The sequence below is a fragment of the Streptomyces sp. NPDC059355 genome (assembly GCF_042752335.1).
Lineage (GTDB): Bacteria > Actinomycetota > Actinomycetes > Streptomycetales > Streptomycetaceae > Streptomyces.
Window position 1 is genome coordinate 169,920 of sequence record NZ_JBHYXN010000012.1, and the last position, 16,975, is coordinate 186,894.

Below are 16,975 nucleotides of genomic sequence, written 5' to 3' on the forward strand. Positions count from 1 at the left end.
AACGGAGCCCCGCCGACCGGTGCAGTCCACCACCCCACCACCCCACCACCCACCACCCTCCGCGCCGGCCACGCCCGCGCCGGTCGTGGTCAACGGCGGGACACGGGCCGTGCGTTTCCGTAGGGTGGCGGGGACACGGGGGAGGGGTGCATGGGGGCACGGCAGTTACCCGCGCTGGCGCAGTACCGGACCGATGCGGTGACGCGCCATCTGTGCGCGGGCACGCATCTGGACGAGGACTTCGCGCGGGACGTGGACGTGGAGCTCACGGAGGACCGGCTGCGCGCCACCGGACTCTCCCTCGGCATCGATCTGGTGGCGCTGGCCCGCCACGGGCGGGCCGCGGTCCGGCGGATCGACGCACGGGACATGTGGCTGGCCTGGATCTGCGGCGTCGGGGTGTGGTTCGCCGCGCCCTTGCTGCTGTACGCCGTCGTCAACGGGGCCTGGGAGCTCGCCTGCACGGCCATCGGGCTCGCCGTCCTCGCGTACGCGAGCGCCTGGTGGCTGGTGCACCAGGCCGAGAGCCGGGCCCGCACGGCCGCCCTCACCGTGGAGCACGGCGCGGAGCGCCCCGCCGACCTGGCCCCGGCAGTAGAGCCCGACGTGGAAAAAAGGCTGTTGGAGCAGAAGCGGGCCAACGTGGTCCCGTACACCGCGAGCGCCGAGCGCACCAACCCCTTCGTCGGCAGCGGCTCCAGGCTCAAGGAGGTGGTCTGGCAGCCCATCGACGTCAGCCGACCCGCCGACGACCCGGCCGGCAACGGCGCCAAACTGCCGATCAAGCCCTTCGACGCGGTCGACCTGCACACCTACGTGGCCCGCGAGATGGAGCACATCGCCGGCCTCAAGGGCCTCCAGGTCCGCAACCGGCTCTACGTCATAGGCAATCACGTGCCGTACGTCGGGGCCGAGCTGCTGCCGGACCGGCTCAGCCGTCCGCTCGCCCAGATCCCCAAGCAGCTCGTCCAGGCGGGCCTGATGCAGTCGGGCGCCGGCATGCGCACCTACCTCAGCCTGGTCCGGGCCGGCGAGGGCGGCCGCGCCATCGTCTCCATGCACCTGCGCGCCCGCCTCCACCACCCCAGCCTCACCTGGGAGGTGTCCGCGTACGGAATCCCCCCGCTCCAGGAGCGCTTCGACCGGGTGAACCGGCTGCCGGTGGACGGGTTCGAACGCTGGTGGAGCCTGGTCTCCCACGCCACCGCGGCGGCCGGGCCCGCGCTGCTCGGCGCCGCCGCACGGATCTTCCGCCGCTCCGCGGCCCGGCGCCGGCGCGCCCGCGACCTGGAGAAGCTGCGCCGCGAGATCGACAAGCGGCACCTCCTGCACGACTACGGGGCCGTCGACAGCATCCGCGAACGGGTCGCCGACTGGGACCAGTTGGGCTACACCGAGCGCACCGACTCCCAGGACTTCCTCCAGCGCCTCCAGCAGGGTGTCCTGATAGCGACCGAGCGGTTCCTGAAGGACCACAACGTCGACACCAGCTCCTACGACCAGGCGCAGCAGGTCATCAACACCCACACCTACACCTTCCAGGGCAGCGTGCAGGCCGGTGTCATCGGCGACAACGGCACCGTCAACCACCACGGCGGGCCGGGCGCGTCGCCCGGCGGCCCCCCGGGCGCCCCGGGCCGCGGTGCGCCCTGACCCCACCACCAGCGGAAACAGGAGAGCCCATGGGCACCTTCAACTTCAACGGGGACGTCAACGCCGGCATCATCGGCGACAACGGCACCATCAACATCGGGCAGCAGGACGGCGCCGCCCAGACCCTGCGGCTGGCCGCCGAGCTCGCCCAGTGGCTCCGCGACCAGGGAGCGGCCCCGGGCCGCATCGAGGCGGCGGACGTCCTGCGCGGGGAGCTGGACCGGGCCGCTCAGGAGGGCCGCCCCGCCGAGCCGGGGGTGATCCGCCGCTCCCTGGAGACCATCACCCTCGGCCTCGGAGTCGGCAGCGGCGGACTCGCCCTCGCCCAGGAGATCAGCCGTCTCCTGGGCCATTGAGCACGTAGGAGAGCTACTTCGACCGTACGACGGCCCGCGCGCCGCCGAAGTCCAGCTCAAGGCCCGAGCGCAGCGGCACGGTCTGCCCCGGGTCGATCCGCTGGGTGGAGCCGTCCGCGCGGGTCCCCGTCCACGCCGAGGCCGACCGGTTCGCGAGCCCGAACCGACCGGGCCTCTGCGGGTGTTCGGTCAGCAGCGCCACCAGCGTCCCGTCTCCGTAGTCGTGCCGGGCCGGCTCCGGGGCCAGGTGGTGCGCCTGCACCCGCGAGGAGCGGTGCAGCAGGATGTGGTGCTCGGTGCGCGGCGGGGGCGTGGTCAGCACCAGCCGCGGCGGCAGCACCAGCGCGCTCCCGCAGCTCCAGCAGGAGCCCGGATCGGCCGCCCGGGGCTCGGTCATGTTCTGCTTCCCGCACTGGGCGCACTCCACGACCGCGTCGAGCACGGCCCGCAGGGTGTCCCGCCACTGCGACTCCCGGACCCGGGTCGTCGGATCGTGCAGGCCCGCGGTGAAGTTCTTGGTGAACAGCGCGCGCAGCGAGTCCGGGGCCGCCCCCCAGGTGGCCAGTACGGTCGCCTGCTCTGTCGGGTCGGGGGCGTTGGACCGGTCCTGCGGGTCGAAGACGAACAGCGGCTGCTTCCCGTACAGCTTGCGCTCCGCGGCCTCGTCGAGACAGTGGATCGCCAACTCGCGCCGCCCCTTGAGCGGATGATGGTTCATCAGCAGCATGAACAGCAGTACCGACAGGGAGTGCAGATCGCTCTGCGTGCCGGGGGCGACCCCCGGATCGCCGCGCACCAGCTCCGGCGCCATGAACTCCATGGTCCCCGAGATGCCGGTGCTGTCGCCCTCCACCACCGCGTTGTCGTTGTCGCAGACCAGCACGTCGCCGGTGGCCGGGTCGAAGAAGATGTTGCCCCAGGAGATGTCCCGGTACGCGATCCCGCGCGAGTGCAGGGCCTGGTACGCCTCGACCGTGTACAGGCAGGCCTTCAGCAGGGCCCGCGGCGAAGTGCGCAGCTGCCGCCGGAACAGCATGGGCAGGCCCTTGAACCGGTCCGGGCGGATGTCCATCAGGTATCCGAACCCGCCGCGCGCGTCGGCCACGAAGTCCAGGGGCCACAGGAAGCGGTCGTCCTCGAAGCCGCGGCCCACCAGCTGGCGGACGATGGCCTCCTGCGCGGGGGTCGCGCAGGCCGGGTAGTACCACTTGAGCGCCTGGTACCCGGCGGGGGTCCGCACCCGGTAGACCTCTCCCTGGCCGCCGGCCCCGAGCAGGTCGAACACCTCCACGCCCAGACCGCTGTCGGTCGTCAGCAGGGTCCCGCTGTCGAGCATGCCGCTCATTCGTCTCTCCCGTGAGGGTCGGTCGGTGCTGCCGGGTCGGTGATCGGTGGGGACGGCTGCGCGGCCGGCTCCGGACCTGGACCCGGGGCCAGGGCTGGTTCCGGGTCCACGGCCGGTTCAGGAGCCGCAGCCGGTTCCGGACCCGCGACCGTTTCCGGCGGAGCCGCGACCGGTGCCGGGACCGGCGGATTCCCCTGGTGCCAGGCGGCCACGAGGGTGGTGTCGTCCCCCGAATGCCGGGAGGCCCTGGCCAGCCACTGCGGGAGGACGGCCCGTACGCTGTCCGCGCCCTCCGTCGACAGCCGGTCGTCCAGTCCGGCCATGAACTGCAGGAACCCCCGGTCCGAGGCGAAGCTCTTCGACAGCCCGTCGGTGGAGGCCGCGATCAGCCGGGGCGCCCGCCAGGGGGCCGTCACCGGAGCCCAGTGCGTCCGTACCCGGCGCCACGCCTTCGGGGTGCACAGCGATTCCGTCTCGTCCCCCAGGTCCGCCTCGGCCGGCGCGAGCGGTACGGTCACCTGCCCGGCGTCGTCCACCACCGTCAGCTCGCCGTCGCCGAGCTGCCAGGCCGCGAACACCCGGGGCGTGAGCACCGCGCCGACGAGCGTGCTCCCGTACAGGAGCACCTTGTGCTCCTCCGACAGGCCCGGCTCCTCGTGGGAGCTGGTCCGCGTCCAGTGGCCGAGCACCTTGTCCCGCCAGGCGCTGACCAGTTGCCGGGGGAAGGCGTGCTCGGCGTAGTGCATCAGCCAGGCCAGGCTCGGCGGCCGCTCGTCGCCGCGCGGCCGGGCGAGCGCCCCGAACCGCCGGGCCTCCTCCACGAAGAGGTCCACGGCGAAGCGGGAGCCCAGATGGCTGCGGGCGTGCGCCGCCGAGCCGTGGCCGTCGGCCACCGCCATGATCAGCGGCTCCTCGTCGGTGCCGCGGCCCTGTACCTCGCAGTAGTCCTGGTTGCGGGTCTTGTTCACGCCCTGGACGCTCTCGAGGAGCGTGGCCCACGGCGGCACGGGTGCCGCGCTCGCCGGTACGGCACCCGGCTCGTGCGGAGGCGCCGGCCACGCCGGTGCCGAGGGAGGTGCGGGCGGTGGTTCCGGTGACACGGGCCCGCTCACCACACGTCGTCATCGTCGTCGTCGAGCACCGGCGGGGCGTACGCGTGCTGCTTCGCCAGTGGGTCCGTCGCCCCCGCCACCATCTGCGAGGCCGCCTTCACCGCCGCCGTCGAAGCCCAGCGGATCGCCGCCGCCAGCTGCTTGGGGCTGTTCGCGTCCAGCGGCTGGAGCTCCGGATTGCCGAGGAACTCCTGGAGCACGGTCCGGTCGGCGTCCGCGCCTATGGCGATGGCCACCCGTACGGCCTTGCGCCCCCACGGGGTCGCGTCGACCGCCCGCAGCCCCGTCTTCCAGTCGTCCGTCGGCACCCCGTCGGAGACCAGCGCCAGCACCGGCTTCAGCGCCCGCTGCGGCATCGGCGGGGTGTCCAGCTCCCGGGCCACCATCTGGAGCGCCTCGCCCAGGTTCGTCATGCCGTCCACCTGGACGTCCTGCCAGGTGAAGTTCTCCACCGGCACCGGGTCCTGGTGGTGCCACCGGGCCGTGGTGGAGAACGTCATCGTGCGCAGCAGCAGTTGCGCCGCCGGATTGTCCTGCGCCACCGAGCGCATCTCCGGAACGGCCTCTCTGATCGCGTAGTTGAGCTGGCCGATCTTCTCGCCCTGCATCGAATACGAGCAGTCGAGCAGCCAGATGAAGTGGACGGGCCGGTTCGCCATCGGCCCACCGGGGATGTCACTCACCGCTAATCTCCTTCAACTCCCGAACCATTGCGGTACGTACCGCACGAGCGCCGCCACCCCGGCGGCCATCGTCATCACGACCGCCGCCACGGACAGGATCAGCATGAGCAGCCGCCCCCGTGCGATCTGCGGTGTCACCATGGGCACTTGCTCCTCTCAGTGACCTTAGGGGGTCGCTTGCCCCACGTCACAGGCTTGATCGATCCGGTTCCGGCGGGTCGATCGGGTCAGTCGGCTCGGCGGGGCGCGTACGGCCGCGCGGGCGCGGCAGCCGGGGCTGCCGGGCCGCGGCCGGCAGGCCGCCGAACCGCAGGCCCGTCCGTGACAGCAGCCACAGCACCGGCTCCGCCGCCCGCCGCTGCTCCGGCACCAAGGCGCCCGCCCCGGTGGCGGCGTGGGCGCTGACCGCCCAGTACCGGGCCGCCGCGAAATCGTGGTCCAGGGTACGGACCAGCCCGTCCAGCCCGATCTCGCCCAGCCAGGCGTCGACCGGTCCGTCCGGCCGCGGCAGCGAGCTCAGCCGGTCCAGCACGTCCCGCTTGGTCACCACCACCGCCACCCCCAGGCGCCCCCGCCGCCCGCCGAGACCCTGGAGCTCCCCGGCGAACGCCGCGTACGTGTCCACCGGACCGAGGTCGGCGGGCCTGGCCGCCACCGCCAGCCTCCCCTCGCCCTCGCGCAGGGCGCGCCGTACGCCGGGCGCCGCCAGCACGTCCGCGACCAGCACCACCCCGTCGGCGTGCGCGAGGTACTGCTGCAGCCGCGTGGTGGCCGCGTCGCGCAGCGACTCGCCCATCGGGTCGTACAGGTACAACAGCCGTCGGCGCTTCAGCGGGCCGCGCCCGTGCCCGACGAGCAGCATCAGCGCCCGGGGCTGCCCGCCCTGCGTCTTGAGCGCCCACCCCGAGGTCCCCAGCTGCCGGCTGAGGGTGTTGGCCTCGCGCCGGTCCGCGGTCGAAGCGAACTCGACCGTCAGAGCGGACTCGTGCGACCAGGACCGCAGCCCGTCGAGCATCGCCGCCATCAGCATCGTCTTGCCCGCGGAGGTGCCCCCGATCAGCGGCAGGTGCACCACCCGGGTCGTGCCCACCGCCGCCGGCAGCTCCTGATCGCAGTGCGGACAGCGCAGCGCGAGCCCCCGCCGGCCGGCCAGGGCGGTGGTGGGCAGCGCCCGCCCGCACCGGCAGACGTGCCGCAGCGCCCCGAACCGGCCGGGCCGCAGCTCGCGGTGGGCGGCCCCGCAGCCCGGGCACAGGTGCACGGCCAGCGGGAACGGCCGGTAGCAGCCCGGGTACGGGCACTTCATGCGGATGCCGCGGGCCAGCTTCCACATCCGCTCCGCGCCCCTCCCGCCCAGGACCCCGGCCAGCGCCACGCCCCCGACGAGCGCGAGCTGGGCGGCGAACGCCACCGCGACGCCGAGGAGCAGCGCGGAGGCGAGCAGCGCCGACAGCAGCGCGGCCAGCGCCGTCGCCGGGGCCAGCAGCCGCAGCACGAGCCGCCCGAGGACGTGTTCGGCGCGCTCCCCGGTCGATGCGCCCCGCCCGTTCAGCAGCCGGCGGCGGACGAGTTCGTCGAGCCAGTGGTGGACCAGCAGGTACCACACGGCATGCGCGGCCGTCTGCCCGGCGGCCACCGCGTCGATCCACATCTGCCGTGCCCAGTAGGCGGGTTGCGTCGGCTCGGGGCCGGTGTACGGGGAGATCCGCGGGTCGGGGGCCCCTGGGGTGCGCGGCGAGAAGGCGGTCGCGGCCGCTCCCAGGGCCAGCCCGAGGAAGCGCCACAGCCCGAACCCGAGGCAGATGAGCACCCCGATCGCCACGGTGGCCAACCCGAAGACCTTCGCCACGACCAGGGGGTCCACGCCGCCGGTGGTCACGGCCGCCTCCCGTCGTCGCCGGATCCGCCGGATCCGCCGGGCCCGCCGGCGTCCCCGGGTGCGATGGGTCCGCCGGCGCCCCGCAGCGGCGGATTCCCGGGCGCGCCCTTCACGCCGCGCCGGCCCGAACCGCCGAAGCGGTCCCGCAGCCGCCCGAACGCGCCGGGGCGCTGCCAGCCGCGGAAGTCCTCCGCCCAGCGGCCGCCCAGCCGGGCCAGCGCCTCCTCCACCGCGGCCAGCTGCCCCGCCGGCAGGCCCCGTACGACCGGGCGCAGCACGCCGTCGAGGAGATCGGTGCGGGCCTCCTGCCAGACCGGGCTCGCCTGGGGCTGCGAGGACCAGTCGGCGAAGCGCTCCGCCGCGTACCGGGCGTCGAGCGTGAGCCGGTCAGCGATCCGCGGCTGCCGGGCGGCCCGGCGGTACGCCGCCAGCAGCTCGGCGTCGTTGCTCTCGATCAGGGCCCGCAGCTCGCTCTGGGGCCGGTCCTCGGCGAGCAGCTGCGCGGCCACCGCCGCGTACGCGTGCTCCCGCGCCGTCGGCGACGGGTCCGCCGTGCCCAGGGCCATGGCCTGGCGGACCCAGCCCGGGCCGATCTCCCGGGTCCGCAGGTTCCGGGCCAGCTCCAGCAGCAGCAGCGATGCCCGCAGCGGGGGCGGGAGTTCGGCTGAGCCGTGGCGCAGCAGCTCCACCGCCAGGGCCTCCGCGTCCCGGTCCCCGGCCGGGGCGGACACGGCCGCCCGCGCGAGCGACTCCCAGGTGCCGGCCTCCCGGTGGGCCCGCTCGCCCAGCGCCGACAGGGCCAGCCAGGCCTCGCCCGTGGTGGGCGGCTCCGCGCCCCACACCAGCCGCATCGCCGTCCGCAGCACCAGCGGATCCTCCTCCGGCGAGACGCCGGAGCACTCCACGAGCCGGGTCAGCGCCTTCACCCGGTCCCCGGCAGCCGTCCCGGGCGCTTGCGCGCACATCCGCAGATGCGGCAGCGCCCCGGCCCCGTCCGGCCGCAGCGGGGTGACGGCGAACAGCCGGGCCCCCGCGGCCGGATCGCCCGCCGCGAGCCCGTCTAGCCGGTCGAGCACGAGCTCCCGCAGCCGCGGCAGCTCCGCCAGCGCGGCCCCTGCCGCCTCCCCGTACGCCGACTCCGGATCGGAGATCAGGGCGTGCGCCAACTGCCGTGCCACATCGGGCAGGAGGGCCTCGGTATCGACTCCGAGCTGCGCGGAGACCCGCAACAGGGCGACCCGGTCGGCCGGCCCGCGCGCCGGGTCGGTGAGCGCCGCCCGCAGCTCCGGCTCCAGCTCGGCGGCCAGCCGCAGCCGGGCGGGCTCGCCCAGTAGTCCGGCGGGCGGCGCGGCGCCGCCCGAGCGGACCGCCCCGGCCACCGCCAGCTCCACCAGCGGCTCGCTCACCGCCGGGGGTGCCCAGCCGGCCAGGGCCGACAGCAGCCGCCCGCTCGCGGCGGCCTCCTCGGGCCCCCGGTCCCCGGCCGGACGGGCCAGCGCCCGGGCCAGCGCGTGCAGTTGTACCTCGTCCAGCGCGTCCCGGTGTCCGGCCGCCCAGTCGGCGGCCGCGGCCCGGCCCGCCGAGTCCAGGCCGACCCCGGCGACGAGCGCGAGCGCCGCCAGCGGCCCCGCCTCGTACGGACCGCCCGACGAGGCGCCGGGCGGTCCGGACGGCAGCCGCCGGACGTGCGCGAACAGCTCCTGCCGCTGTGCCTGCCAGATCCGCGCGGCGGTCTGCGCCCACGGATCGGGGGCCGGGGCGGGCGCCGCCGCGCGGGCGGCGTCGTACACCCGGTAGCGCTGCTCCTGTCCGGCGAGGCCCAGCCCGTCCTCCGGCACCACGCCGATGATCTGCTGCCGGGCGAGCTGCGGCCGCCGGGTGTACGTGGTGAAGGTGAGCCACTGCCCTCGCCGGTGCGGCAGCACACTGCAGGCCAGCATGATCCACCAGGCCACGGCCTCGCTGTCCTGCTCCACCAGCACCAGCTGCGGGGCCGCCGGCTCCTCGGCGAGCCGGCGCACATCGGCGAAGAACCCCGCGAGCCAGCGCCCCCTGGCGGCCACGAAGGCCGCCAGCGCCCCGAGGTCCAGCGGACCCGGGGCGGGCACCGACGCGAGCGGCGGTACGGGCGCCCCGGCCGGCGGGGAGTCGGCCGCCCACTGCGGGGAGCCCCAGGCGGTGATCGGCAGCTGCCCGCGGGCAGGCCGGTCCGCGTCGGCGGGCTGCGGCAGATGGATCGCGTGGGCGTGGAAGTTGCCCCAGCGGCCGCTGTAGTCGGCGCCGGTGTAGACGGAGCGGGCCAGCAGCCGGCTGCCGTCGGAGAGCACGTTCAGGCTCAAGGCCTGTGGAAAGGAGCCCAGTTCGTCGGCGCTCGGGCGCGGCGGCGCGTCCCGGGGCGGTTCGTACCCGATCAGCTGCTCGGCCTCGCGCAGCAGCGAGGCGGGCACGCCGGGGCTGACCGCCGTGAACCGGAAGCCCGAGCCGTCCGGACCCGGCGGCGCCGAGGTGTAGTGCAGTTGCGCGAGGTTCACGCCTCTCCTCCCGAACCGTGACGCAGGCCCTCGGCCGCGCTCGCGGTGGCCGCCGTACGACGTCCCGCGCCGGCGCCGGTACCGGTGCGCGGCAGCAGCCCGCCCAGCCCCAGCAGCCACAGCAGCGGGTCCTCGACCCGCAGTGGCTGCGGCCCCGACTTCGGGGCGTCGGCCGGGGCGTGCGCGGGAGGCGGGGAGCCCAGCGCGGAGAGCCCGAACAGCGACAGCTGCGCGAAGTCCCGGTCCAGCTGCCGGAACAGCGCCCCCGAGTCCCAGCCGTCGAGCAGCCCCCGCATCTCCTCGTGCACCGCCAGCCGGTCCTCGTCGTCCACCGCCCCGCCCGCGTGGCCGGCATTGCGCCGCAGCGGGGAGTGCGTCCCCACCAGTGAGAACAGGGAGTCCGTCTTGGTCACCGCCACCGCCACGGGCGTGGTGACCCGGCCGCGCGAGGTGCCCCGCCCGTGGGCCCGCAGCTGCGCCGCGAGGTCCGCCGCGATCTGCTGCGGCGGGGTCTCCACCGTGGGCAGCGGCAGGTCCGCGTCCACCGGCAGCTGGTCCCGTACGGCCCTCATCTGGAGCGGGTCCACCAGGAGGATGATCCCGTCGGCGGCCGCCAGATAGTGCGTGTAGCGGTCCATGGCCTCGGCGCTGCCCAGGTCCTCGCCCGCCGCGTCGAAGAACACCAGCGCGGTGTGCCGGCTGCCGTCCCCGCGCAGCCGGCGGCGCAGCGGCAGGCTCAGCCGGTACAGCAGCGGGTCGTTGAAGCCGAGCGCGGCGGGTCTGGTCGCCTCAGGAAGCCGCAGCCGGTCGTACAGGTCCTCGGCCATCTCCCGGTCCCGGCGCTGGGTTTCGCCGCCCATCGCCGTGATGGAGGCGCCGTACGCCCGGCCCACCCGGTTGCGCAGCTCGTTGATCAGCACCGAGACGTAGGTGCTCTTGCCGGACGCCTTGGGGCCCAGCAGGGCGATGATCCGGGTGTCCTGGTCGGTGTAGTCGCTCGGGAAGTCGCTGTGGCAGCGCAGGCAGACCCGGACGGGGGTGGACACCCCGCAGTGCGGGCAGTCCGAGCGCGTGCCCCCGCCGCTGAGGAGGCGGCCGGCGAGGCCGCGCGGGGCGGTGAAGACCGGTCCGCGCATCTTGAGCGCGGGCGGCACGCTCGGGCCCATGAACTCCGCCCAAGTGTCGTCGAGTTCGGCGGTGCAGGGTTTGCCGCCCCGTACCCCGGTGGCGGACATCTGGCAGCGGAACGGCAACCGGGTGGCGGCCGAGCGGTCGAAGCAGTAGGGGCAGACGACGGAGGTCATGTCAGCGGACCACCAGGGAGGTGAGGGAGGGCTCGTCGAGCCGGACGGAGGCGGCACGGCCGCCGAGCAGGAATCCGCGTACGGCGTACGGGCCGCCGCCGGGAGGGTGGGGGAGGATCTCACGCTCGACGGTCCCCGAGGCCGCGAGCTCGGCGCCGGTCACCCGGCACAACTCGGCGCCGTCGGAGGGCCGGTGGGGCCGGGGGCCGCCACCGCCCGCTCCGGAGACGAGGACGAAGTCGGGCAGCCCGGAGCCGGGGTCCCCGCCGGGGGAGAGCAGGCTCACCCGGAGCACGGCGGGGCCGCGCCGCAGCATCCGCCGGGGCCCGGGCAGGACCCGGTACGCGATGGCCACGTCGGCCGGGAGGCTCGCCTGCCCGGCGTCGCGGGGGGCGGCCGCGACCGCGTGCGCGCTGCGCGGGGCGGCGTACGCGGTGACGCGCGCGGCGCCGGGGCCGACGGGCAGCTCCAGCCCCTCGCGCAGGAACACGGCGCGTACGACGCGGTGTTCGGCGCGGTCGCCGCCGGACTCGGGGGTGACCGCGACCGTGACCCGGCCGGCGCCTTCGGGCCAGTCGAAGCTGACCTTGGCCCGTCCGGCGGAGGTCCGCCGGACCGTGAGCCCCGAGACCGCCTCGGGGGCCTCGACCGCCACGCCGGGCCCGGCCAGCGCCCGCTCGCCGAGGACGGCGACGGCGCTGACGGTGGCCAGCGTGCCGGGCGGCGGCTGCGCGATCCCGGCGGCATCCACCCAGTTCAGCGCGGCAGGCAGCTCGGCGGCCGGCAGCTCGGCCCCCTCGGCGGGAGCCTCCCCCGGCCACTGGACGAACCGTACGTCGCCCCCGTCGCCCCCCGTCCACCGCAGTTCCAGCCCGCCGGCGCCGCGGGCGGTCGCCCTGAGCCCGGCCACCGGTTCGGGCCAGGGATGCACGGTGGCGGCGGCCTCGACCCCGCCGGACGCCACCTCACCCCCGGCCCCCGCGTACCGGCACCGCACCCGCAGGACGTACTCCCCGGGCCCGATCCCCTCGGCCCGTACACCCTCGCGGCCGGTCTCCCGGCCGGACGTTCCGGCGCCCGCGCCCGACGGGGCGGCCGCGCCCGGGGCGCCGAGGTCCGTCGTGCGCCCCTCGGGGTCGGTCAGCGTCACCCGTACCCCGGTCGCGCCGGGCGGGCGGATCCAGGAGGCCGCGATGCGGGAGCGGCCGTCGGTGAGGCGGAGTTCCGTCACCTCGGGGGCCACCAGCAGCGGGGCGCTGATCAGCGGGGTGCCGCCGTCGCCCGGGAGCGCCACGTACCGCACCTCGCGGCCGAGCGGGGCCCGGCCGTCCGTCAGCGGCCCGGAGCCGAGCGGACCCGCGACCTCCGGGAGCGGCGTGGTGACCGGCTCGCGCCGGGTCAGCCGGACCACCCTCCAGGTCCCGTCCGGGTCGGCGCCGGGAGGTCTGCGCAGGGCCACCCCGCCCGGTACCGGGGCGGCCTCCAGCGGCCCGGGATCCCCCTCGGCCGGCCGGTGGGTGCGGACCAGGCCCCGCACCGCGCGCGGGCAGTCCCAGGCGAGGCGGGCCGCCCGCCCGTACGCCGCCGCGGCCTGCGCCCGGTCCTGCCGGTCCTCGTACGCGCGGGCCTCGTCCAGCAGGGCGTCCGCGGCCCGTACCCGCCCGGCCAGCCGGGCCAGCCGGCCCGCCAGCAGCGGATCCCCGGCGGCCGCGGTCCGCGGCAGTACGGCGGCGGTGCGGGCGGCGGCCCGCACCCGCCCGGCCAGCCATGCGTCCTCCAGCCCCTCGGCGGCCGCCCGCCCGGCCGCATCGAGCCGGGGGCTCGCCGCGGCGGCGTGCACCAGGGCCGCCGCCTCGTCGGGGTCGACCCCGAACCCGGCGGCCGTGTCCGCCCGATCCCCCCGGGGATGGTCGTGCAGCAGTCGCACCAGCTGGTACAGCAGGATCCGCCGCAGCGCGGCCGGGTCCCGCTCCTGGATGCCGATCAGCCGGTCCAGTAACGCGCCGGCCCCGTCCTCGGCACCCCCGCGGGGGACCCGCAGCTCGCGCAGCTCCCGCAGCGCCTCGGCGCCCATGTGCCGGCGCCGCCCGGGACCGTCGACCGCGAAGATCCCGTCGAGCACCCGGAACCGCCCCCCGGCCGGCACCAGTAACTCGCCCAAGTGGCTAATACCCAGGGCCTGTTGCTCGGAGAGGAGTTCCCCGTACCGTGCCACGAGCGGAGCGGCCGGCAGGCCGGAAAGCGCGCGGGACCGCCCCAGGGCATGCCCGAACTCGGTCCCCGCCATCTGCTCCGCACCCCCCGTGCAGTGTGTTTGGGAGGTCATTTCAGCAGATGCGCGGAGCGTCCGGGAGGTCTTTCCGTTCTCCAGCTGTACCGCGCGGCGTCACGAACCGATCTCCGTCCGGTCCCCCGGGGCCGCTCTCCTTGGGGCGCCCCTCGACAACCCCCTCACCCGCAGAGGTCGTCACCCCATGGCTGAACTCAATCGCCGCAGGTTCCTGCAGATCGCGGGCGGAACCGCCGCGGCCGCGATGCTGAACGAGAGCATCGCCCGCGCGGCCGCCATCCCGGCCCAGGGCGCCACCGGCACCATCCAGGACATCGAGCACATCGTGGTGCTCATGCAGGAGAACCGGTCCTTCGACCAGTACTTCGGCTCGATGAAGGGCGTACGCGGCTTCGGCGACCCGCGCCCCGTCCTCCAGGACAGCGGAAAGTCCGTCTTCTACCAGTCCAGCGGGACGAAGGACGTCCTGCCCTTCAACCCCCAGGTCACCAACCTGGGCATGCAGTTCGTCGAGGGCCTCAACCACGACTGGGCCGGCGGCCACGCCGCGTACAACAACGGCAAGTACGACAAATGGGTTCCGGCCAAGACGGCCACGACCATGGCGTACATGACGCGGAACGACATCCCGTTCCACTACGCGCTCGCCGACGCCTTCACGGTCTGCGACGCCTACCACTGCTCGTTCATCGGCGCGACCGACCCGAACCGCTACTACATGTGGACGGGTCACACGGGCAACGACGGCACCGGCGGCGGCCCGGTCCTCGGCAACCAGGAGGCCGGCTACGGCTGGAAGACCTACCCGGAGCGCCTGGAGGCGGCCGGGGTCTCCTGGAAGATCTACCAGGACATCGGTGACGGCCTGAACGCCGCCGGCGGCTGGGGCTGGATCAGCGACTCCTTCCGCGGCAACTACGGCGACAACTCGCTGCTGTACTTCAACAGCTACCGCAACGCGGCGCCGGGCAGCGCCCTGTACGAGAAGGCCCGTACGGGCACCAACGCCAAGGCGGGCGAGGGCTACTTCGACAGGCTCCGCGCCGACGTCGTGAACGGCACGCTGCCCCAGGTCTCCTGGATAGCCGCCCCCGAGGCCTTCAGCGAGCACCCGAACTGGCCGGTCAACTTCGGCGCCTGGTACATCTCGCAGGTCCTGGACGCGCTGACCGCCAACCCGGTGGTGTGGGCCAAGACGGCGTTCTTCATCACCTACGACGAGAACGACGGGTTCTTCGACCACGTCGTCCCGCCGTACCCGCCGGCCTCCGCCGCGTGGGGCCTGTCCACGGCCGACGTCACCCGGGACCTGTACGCCGGAGGCGGCGGCTACGCGGCCGGCCCGTACGGCCTCGGCCCGCGCGTCCCGATGATCGTGGTCTCCCCGTGGAGCAAGGGCGGCTACGTCTGCTCCGAGACCTTCGACCACACGTCGGTGATCCGGTTCATGGAGAAGCGCTTCGGCGTGCAGGAGCCCAACATCTCGCCGTGGCGCCGCGCGGTGTGCGGCGACCTGACCTCGGCGTTCGACTTCACGAAGGCCGACGCGACGCCGGCTGCCCTTCCCTCCACGGCCGGCTACGTCCCGCCGGACCACAACGCGCACCCCTCCTACCACCCGGTCCCGCCGACGACGGGCACCCTGCCCAGGCAGGAGGCGGGCGGGAAGCCGACGCGCGCGCTGGGCTACGCCCCCTACGCGGACGGCAAGGCCACCCCCTCCACGGGCCAGTTCACGCTGACCTTCTCCTCCGGCCCCGCCCTCGGCGCGCACTTCCACAGCACCTCGGGCAACCGGACGGACGGCCCGTGGCCCTACACGGTCGAGGCGGGCAAGACCCTCGCGGACACCTGGAGCACCAGCAGCTCCACCGGCAACCAGATCAACCTGACGGTCTGGGGTCCGAACGGGTTCCTGCGCACCTGGAAGGGCCCGGCGAAGAAGACCGGCCCGGAGGTCACGGCCCGCCACGACGCGGCGACCGGCAACCTGAAGCTGACGCTGGCCAACTCCGCCGCGACGGCGGTCGACCTCACCGTGGCCAACGCCTACGGCGGCGCGACCCAGACCCTGCGGGTCGCGGCGGGCGGCACGGCCACCTACACGGCGGACCTGTCCACGACGGGCCGGTGGTACGACGTGAAGGTCACCTCCGGCGCGGACACCACCTTCCTCCGCCGCTTCGCGGGCCACGTGGAAACCGGCACCCCGGGCATCTCGGACCCGGCGATCAAGACCGTCTGACGCGGTCGTCCGGTGTGCGCAGCAGCCGCCGCTCCAGGATCGGGAGGTCCCCTGGGCAGTGGCTGCGGGCATGCCGGAGCAGCAGGTCGCGGGCGGTGTCCGGGACGCGCCGGCGTTTGGGGTGGCGGGTGGTGAACGCCTCGCTCGCGAAGAACCGCACGGCCCCGTCCAGTCCTGCGCGGTCGGTTTCGCGGACGGCCCAGGCGAGTTCGTCCGTGTGCTCGCCTGCGAGCAGCCGCACCGGCGCCTCGACGGCCAAGACCGAGGCCGCGTCGGCCTCATGCGCCCTGCGCGCACCGAGCCAGGAGAACACCAGGGCGGGGGGCGCCCCGGGGCGGCACGGTTCCTCTCCCCGCGCCATGGCGGTGGCGTAGCCGCGCAGCGGCGGGGGCGCCGCCTGCGCCCAACGGGCGCGGTGCCGGGACGGGATCCCCTCCGGGGCGGCGGGGGCGAGGAGGTGCGCCAAGGGCTCCGCGCGGGACAGGGCCACGGTCCGCACGGACTGCCCGCTCGCCTCGTACAGCGTCACGCGGCCGTCGTGGCCGAGGCACATGCAGTCGACGGAACCGCCGGGGCCGGAGTCCTGCGGCCAGACGGCCAGCAGATCCCGGATGTCGCCGGGATCGTGGATCTCGTACTGCGCCGGATGGCAGGGGTCCGGCTGTCCGGCCGTCCGGTCGGTCGTGACGACGGCGCGCACCGCCCGGGATGTCGGCTTCACGGTGTGATCGTAGATCCGATGGGCAGAACGTACGGCGTCCGCCTCCGCCACCCCCGTCACCGAGGGAGAACGCATGGCCATCGCCCACCGCAGGACCGGCACCGGCCCCGTCCGCGTCATCGTGCTGCACGACTGGTTCGGCACCTCCGCCAACTGGGGCTCCGCACTGGACTACCTGGACCCCGAGGGGTTCTCGTACGTCTTCCTCGACTACCGCGGCTACGGCGACCGCAGGGACGTCGCCGGCCGCTACACCGTCCCCGAGATCGCCGACGACGTCCTCGCGCTCGCCGACGAGATCGGCTGGGACACCTTCTCCCTCATGGGCCACTCCATGGGCGGCAAGGCCATGCAGCAGGTCCTGGTCCGGGCCCCGGAGCGGATCGAGAAGCTGATCGGGATCAACCCGGTCCCCGCCGGCCCGTACGAGATGGACGACGCGACCCACGCCCTCTTCCACGGCGCCGCGGGCAGCGCCGAGAACCGGCGGACCATCCTCGACCTCGTCACCGGCCACCGCGCGAGCCGCCACTGGCTGGACCGGATGATCGGGCACTCCTTCGACGTCTCCCGCCCGGAGGCCTTCGCCGCCTACCTCGAGAGCTGGCAGCCGCTGGACCTGTCCGCCGCCGTGAAGGGCAGCACCGTCCCGGTGCTCGTCCTCGTCGGGGAGCACGACCTCGCCCTCACCCCCGAGGTGATGCGGGCCACCTGGCAGGTCTCGTACCCCAACTGCCGCGTCCGCCCCGTGCCCGGCGCCGGGCACTACCCGCCGCACGAGACCCCGGTCGCGTTCGCCGCGGCGGTGGAGGCCTTCCTGCGGGGGTAGCGGGAGTCGGACGCAAAAAACCCCTGG

Annotated in this window: 13 protein-coding genes; 4 read left to right on the forward strand and 9 right to left on the reverse strand. The window is 74.9% G+C overall.

Annotation, left to right across the window (positions count from 1 at the left end; genetic code table 11):
* The first annotated feature begins 150 nt into the window (after positions 1-150).
* Both ACFXGI_RS14760 and ACFXGI_RS14765 read left to right on the forward strand, forming a co-directional pair.
* The gene (locus tag ACFXGI_RS14760; RefSeq protein ID WP_384705935.1) at positions 151-1,653 is read left to right on the forward strand and encodes a hypothetical protein; all 1,503 of its coding nucleotides are present in this window, start codon (positions 151-153) and stop codon (positions 1,651-1,653) included.
* A gap of 29 nt (positions 1,654-1,682) precedes the next feature.
* On the forward strand, positions 1,683-2,009 hold the full coding sequence (locus tag ACFXGI_RS14765; RefSeq protein ID WP_384705936.1) for a hypothetical protein: 327 nt from the start codon (positions 1,683-1,685) through the stop codon (positions 2,007-2,009).
* Positions 2,010-2,022: 13 nt separating this feature from the next.
* On the opposite strand, the gene ACFXGI_RS14770 is transcribed toward ACFXGI_RS14765, so the two are convergent.
* The 8 genes from ACFXGI_RS14770 to ACFXGI_RS14805 all read right to left on the reverse strand — a co-directional run bounded on the left by ACFXGI_RS14770 (position 2,023) and on the right by ACFXGI_RS14805 (position 13,150).
* Positions 2,023-3,354, reverse strand: a complete 1,332-nt coding sequence (locus ACFXGI_RS14770; protein WP_384705937.1) for a protein kinase — start codon at positions 3,352-3,354, stop codon at positions 2,023-2,025.
* A complete protein-coding gene (locus tag ACFXGI_RS14775; protein WP_384705938.1) occupies positions 3,351-4,322 on the reverse strand; it encodes a PP2C family serine/threonine-protein phosphatase in 972 nt (323 codons plus the stop codon). The genes ACFXGI_RS14770 and ACFXGI_RS14775 overlap by 4 nt, the downstream gene beginning before the upstream one ends.
* A 140-nt stretch (positions 4,323-4,462) precedes the next feature.
* The gene (locus ACFXGI_RS14780) at positions 4,463-5,125 is read right to left on the reverse strand and encodes a VWA domain-containing protein (RefSeq protein WP_384705985.1); all 663 of its coding nucleotides are present in this window, start codon (positions 5,123-5,125) and stop codon (positions 4,463-4,465) included.
* A gap of 36 nt (positions 5,126-5,161) precedes the next feature.
* Entirely contained in the window at positions 5,162-5,290 is a 129-nt protein-coding gene (locus ACFXGI_RS14785) for a hypothetical protein (RefSeq protein ID WP_384705939.1), read from the reverse strand.
* A gap of 46 nt (positions 5,291-5,336) precedes the next feature.
* On the reverse strand, positions 5,337-7,028 hold the full coding sequence (locus tag ACFXGI_RS14790; RefSeq protein ID WP_384705940.1) for a hypothetical protein: 1,692 nt from the start codon (positions 7,026-7,028) through the stop codon (positions 5,337-5,339).
* Positions 7,025-9,559, reverse strand: coding sequence for a GTPase-associated protein 1-related protein (locus ACFXGI_RS14795; protein WP_384705941.1), 2,535 nt, complete (start codon positions 9,557-9,559; stop codon positions 7,025-7,027). Before ACFXGI_RS14795 ends, ACFXGI_RS14790 begins: the two co-directional genes overlap by 4 nt.
* Positions 9,556-10,863: a hypothetical protein gene (locus ACFXGI_RS14800; RefSeq protein ID WP_384705942.1), complete on the reverse strand. Its 1,308-nt coding sequence runs from the start codon at positions 10,861-10,863 to the stop codon at positions 9,556-9,558. The genes ACFXGI_RS14795 and ACFXGI_RS14800 overlap by 4 nt, the downstream gene beginning before the upstream one ends.
* Position 10,864: 1 nt before the next feature.
* Positions 10,865-13,150, reverse strand: a complete 2,286-nt coding sequence (locus ACFXGI_RS14805) for a hypothetical protein (protein WP_384705943.1) — start codon at positions 13,148-13,150, stop codon at positions 10,865-10,867.
* Positions 13,151-13,337: 187 nt separating this feature from the next.
* Between ACFXGI_RS14805 and ACFXGI_RS14810 the strand changes: the two genes are divergently transcribed.
* Entirely contained in the window at positions 13,338-15,398 is a 2,061-nt protein-coding gene (locus tag ACFXGI_RS14810; protein WP_384705944.1) for a phosphocholine-specific phospholipase C, read from the forward strand.
* On the opposite strand, the gene ACFXGI_RS14815 is transcribed toward ACFXGI_RS14810, so the two are convergent.
* Positions 15,385-16,119 (reverse strand): hypothetical protein, encoded by a 735-nt coding sequence (locus ACFXGI_RS14815; RefSeq protein ID WP_384705945.1) that lies wholly within the window; start codon positions 16,117-16,119, stop codon positions 15,385-15,387. The genes ACFXGI_RS14810 and ACFXGI_RS14815 overlap by 14 nt on opposite strands.
* Before the next feature lie 73 nt (positions 16,120-16,192).
* Here ACFXGI_RS14815 and ACFXGI_RS14820 point away from each other — a divergent pair, with 73 nt between their 5' ends.
* Entirely contained in the window at positions 16,193-16,948 is a 756-nt protein-coding gene (locus ACFXGI_RS14820; protein ID WP_384705946.1) for an alpha/beta fold hydrolase, read from the forward strand.
* Positions 16,949-16,975 lie beyond the last annotated feature (27 nt).